The organism is Paenibacillus sp. 01T422, from assembly GCF_056398785.1.
Genome location: NZ_JBFTQB010000924.1, coordinates 1 through 3242, shown reverse-complemented (window position 1 = coordinate 3242; position 3242 = coordinate 1). Strand labels below are relative to the sequence as shown.

The 3242-nt window shown below is 45.0% G+C and carries 5 protein-coding genes; 4 read left to right on the top strand and 1 reads right to left on the bottom strand.

All coding sequences use genetic code 11. The features are described 5' to 3' along the window. The first annotated feature begins 200 nt into the window (after positions 1-200). Both AC1DUA_RS33500 and AC1DUA_RS33495 read left to right on the top strand, forming a co-directional pair. Positions 201-350 carry a YfhD family protein gene (locus tag AC1DUA_RS33500; protein WP_477503846.1) on the top strand — a complete coding sequence of 50 codons (150 nt, stop codon included), beginning with the start codon at positions 201-203 and terminating at the stop codon, positions 348-350. Between the two features lies 1 nt (position 351). Beyond that, positions 352-627: a hypothetical protein gene (locus AC1DUA_RS33495; protein ID WP_477503845.1), complete on the top strand. Its 276-nt coding sequence runs from the start codon at positions 352-354 to the stop codon at positions 625-627. Positions 628-712: 85 nt separating this feature from the next. Here AC1DUA_RS33495 and AC1DUA_RS33490 read toward each other — a convergent pair whose 3' ends face one another. Then, entirely contained in the window at positions 713-1282 is a 570-nt protein-coding gene (locus AC1DUA_RS33490) for a glycerophosphodiester phosphodiesterase (RefSeq protein ID WP_477503844.1), read from the bottom strand. Positions 1283-1518: 236 nt separating this feature from the next. On the opposite strand from AC1DUA_RS33490, the gene prmA reads away from it, so the two are divergent. Further along, positions 1519-2493, top strand: a complete 975-nt coding sequence (gene prmA / locus AC1DUA_RS33485; RefSeq protein ID WP_477503843.1) for a 50S ribosomal protein L11 methyltransferase — start codon at positions 1519-1521, stop codon at positions 2491-2493. 10 nt (positions 2494-2503) lie between these two features. Further along, entirely contained in the window at positions 2504-3175 is a 672-nt protein-coding gene (locus AC1DUA_RS33480) for a site-2 protease family protein (protein WP_477503842.1), read from the top strand. Positions 3176-3242 lie beyond the last annotated feature (67 nt).

Genomic DNA, 3242 nt, shown 5'->3' with positions numbered 1-3242 from the left:
GATACACATCGGGCCCGCTGCTCATTACAGGCAAGCTGGATGTCGGAGTGAAACTGGATGAATCGGGCTACAAGACGATGTTCCGGCTCTATGATGCCTCATTCGAAAAAATAAAGGAATAGCTTGTTTCGCATAATAAAGACTCGTTTTGGCAAACTAAAAACTGGATTTTACTATGATAGCTTTTAGGAGGTTCAACGATGAATGCGAAGCAAAACCAAGAGAAGCAGAGTCATTTGCCAGTTGCCAAAAATGAGGACGTAGAATTTGCGGCTGAGGTTGCCGACAGGGACGATTTCGAGGCTGCAGAACGGGCGAAAGCTGCGGATCATAGACAGGAAGAGAATTAACATGGCGGAAAAAGCAATACTTGCTTATTTCCATTCTCCTGAGCAAGCCGAAGGTGCGGCAGCCAAGCTAAAAGCGCTAAGAGCTGCGGACGTTCAGGTGGACCGGTTCAATAATGATATTGGACGCGGCTTTGAATCTGCGATGGCGGATAGTATGTTAAGCGTAGACGGGGATATGAAAGCAGTGGGCCTAGATATCATCCTGGCTGCTGTGATTGATGACTCTGTGTATGATCAAGCTTGCCGTGTTATTGAGAGTGCCGGCGGTTCCATATAAGCTGACAAAAGCATCTGTTACCCGTGTATGACGCGAGTAATAGATGCTTTTGTGGTTTTTATCATAAATTAATTATGCACATTCATTAGGTGAATAAGGTTTTAATATGGGGATTCATTTTTTTAACAGTGTGAAGTAAACCAGCATCAAAGGAAGTCACCGTGCATTGCTTCTCAAACCCATGAGAGCCAATGATATCAACCGCTTTCTCAGCGAGCTTAACCCCGTGCCCATTATTTTTCAACTCTATATTTAGCTTGATCCGATCCTTCGCCAGCTCGATGACTTCATCGAGAGTGGGAACACGGTCACTATTAAATTTTGGACTGAACCAGCGGCCGGCGCTGACGGTTTTCAGCTCAGATGAGGTGACTTCCCACATGTTTTTGTTGATTCCCGTCGTGCGTTGAACACTGTCATCATGCATGAGCATAACGACTCCGTCCTTTGTTTCTTGTACATCTAGTTCGGCGAATCCAGCTTTATCCGCAATGGCTTGGCGAAAGGCGCTCAGCGTGTTCTCAGGCGCATTCTTGGAGCTGCCGCGATGAGCGGTCACTTGGCTGTAGTTGTCAGCCAGCAGGGTGGCACTAGCTAAAGGTGCTGAGAGCTCCAACCCAACAATAATAAGAAAAATAAGTAAAGTTCTTACCATGGAAAGACCCCATTCTAGGATAGTATAAGTGCGGTAATGGCCATTGATAACTGTTGTCCACCTGTAATTAAATGTAGCACGGATATATTAGGAGATTGTTAAGAAAATAAAAAATATAACGCTTACATTCAGGCTATTTTACCCAAGAAGCGAAGTGTAGTACAATGATCCTTGTGAAAATAGCCCTGATGGGCTTATTTTCGCGAACGTGATAACCGATAGGAGGAGCTCTACCGATGCTTTGGCAGGAATTAACCGTACATACGACAGAAGAAGCAATAGAAATGATAACGAACTTTGTTCATGAATTAGGCGCTGGGGGCGTCTCTATTGAAGAATCAGGGACTTTAAACAAAGAGCGGGATACATCGTACGGCCAATTGTATGAAACGCCGTTAAACGATATTCCGGAAGGAAGAGCTGTGATCAAAGGCTACTTCTACCATGGGACAGACATGGAGCCAGTTATGGCGAATTTAAAAGCTTCAGTTGAACAGCTTAGCGATTACGATATTGATACAGGCAATCCAACGTATGAATTAATAGAAGTGGATGATGAGGATTGGGCGCACGCTTGGAAGCAGTACTTCAAGCCGATTCGCATTACGGACCGTCTGACGATTAAACCGACATGGGAAGAGTACACAGCTTCACCTGGTGAACTGATTTTGGAGCTTGATCCTGGTATGGCATTCGGAACAGGCACACACGCGACAACATCACTATGCTTGAAAACGCTGGAGAAAGTGCTTAAGCCAGGGGATGATGTCATTGATGTTGGAACTGGGTCCGGGATTTTATCCGTTGCAGCTGCAAAGCTTGGGGCTAAGCATGTCCTTGCTGTAGATCTAGATCCTGTAGCTGTGACAAGTGCTGAGGATAATACGAAACAAAATGGACTGGAAACTAACATTACGGTGAAATTGAGTGATTTGCTTGGCGTCCTGAAAGAAAGCGAAACAGAAGGCGCAGACAAGCTTGGCGTCACGATTCCTGTGCAGCTGGTTGTCGCTAACATTTTGGCAGAGGTTATTGTTACTTTCGTTGATGATGTTTATGAAGTTCTGCAGCAAGGTGGCTATTACATAACGTCCGGTATTATTACCGCTAAGGAAGAGCTCGTCGAAAAAGCGCTGGTTGCTGCCAAATTCACAATTGTAGAGAAAAACTATGATTCGAATTGGGTTGTGATCGTAGCTAGAAAGCTGTAGGTGTTCATCTATGGGAGGATTATTGTTTTATGACTGGAATACGCTGCCTTTCGTTATTCTGGTCCTCGTGTTTTCGTTTACGATTCATGAATTCGCACATGCGTACAGCGCTTATAAATTAGGAGATTCTACAGCCCAACAATTCGGCAGGGTCTCATTGAACCCTATGGTTCACTTGGATCTCTTCGGGACCATTATGCTGCTTATTGCTGGGTTCGGTTGGGCGAAGCCGGTGCCTGTCAATCGCGGGAACTTCAAAAGCCCCCGGTTAATGGGGATTATCGTTACTGCAGCAGGACCGATAAGCAACTTGATTCTTGCATTCATCAGTTTGTTTATATTTGTGCTCTTCCAGAAATACGGCTGGCTCGAAGGGATGTCAACGGGAAGCGCCAGTGCCATTCTAATCTTTTTAAAATTAATGGTGAGCACGAATCTGACTTTGTTCTTGTTTAACCTCATTCCAATTCCGCCGCTCGACGGGTACCGTATTATTCAAGATCTCGTGGATTTGAGATATACGGAGTCTTTGCAAAAGTTCGAGCAGTGGGCATCGGTGATTTTCCTGCTTGTTGTATTCGTCAGACCGCTGCGCCAGGTCACCTTAGATCCTTACTTAAGATTAGGGAATAATATCATTGAGCTTTTTGCCAAGCCGATCGCGTTTATTCTAGGGATGTAGCTGCCAAGCTGCCAGTTTCATCCCGTTGTAGCTTTTCTGATTCAAAAAAGGTAAGATGGTGAGTGGA